Origin of the sequence: Gordonia sp. UCD-TK1 (genome assembly GCF_001691435.1) — a bacterium.
Taxonomy (GTDB): domain Bacteria; phylum Actinomycetota; class Actinomycetes; order Mycobacteriales; family Mycobacteriaceae; genus Gordonia; species Gordonia hongkongensis.
Map to the genome: position 1 here is coordinate 1 of NZ_LZMP01000096.1, position 617 is coordinate 617.

Below are 617 nucleotides of genomic sequence, written 5' to 3' on the forward strand. Positions count from 1 at the left end.
GATGAAGTCGATGGGCTGCAAGGGATAGCGAGACTCAAGACACGCAAGACCACGCGCAGCGAGGGAGCTGAAACACCCCGGCCGGCTGACCGGGTCAACCGTCAGTTCACCGCGGCGGCACCGAACGCGTTGTGGGTGGCGGACCTGACCTACATCCGCACCCACTCGGGCTGGGTGTACGCGGCGTTCGTCCTGGACGTGTTCTCGCGGATGGTCGTCGGCTGGCAGGTCTCGACCACCATGCACACCGACCTCGCCCTCGACGCCCTGAACATGGGATTGTGGGCACGGTCGCGTGCCGGCCACGACGTGGCCGGGYTGATCCACCACTCCGACCGCGGAGTGCAATACCGAGCCATCCGCTACACCGAACGACTGGCCGAAGCCGAAGCGGTGACATCTGTTGGCTCCAAAGGGGATTCATACGACAACGCGATGGCTGAGGCGTTCAACTCGCTGTTCAAAGCCGAATGCATCCGTAACCCCGTGATGCGCCCGCGAGGCGGCTGGGCAGGTGTGGGCGAGGTCGAGATCGCCGTCGCTGAGTACGTCGAATGGTTCAACCACCGCCGCCTGCACGGCGAGATCGGACACGTCCCACCCGTCGAGTACGAGAG

1 protein-coding gene is annotated in these 617 nt (G+C 64.8%); it reads left to right on the forward strand.

Annotated elements, in window-relative coordinates; all coding sequences use genetic code 11:
* Positions 1-24 precede the first annotated feature (24 nt).
* Positions 25-617: IS3 family transposase (locus A9310_RS24910; RefSeq protein WP_254661332.1), on the forward strand; the 593-nt coding region annotated here is incomplete at its 3' end.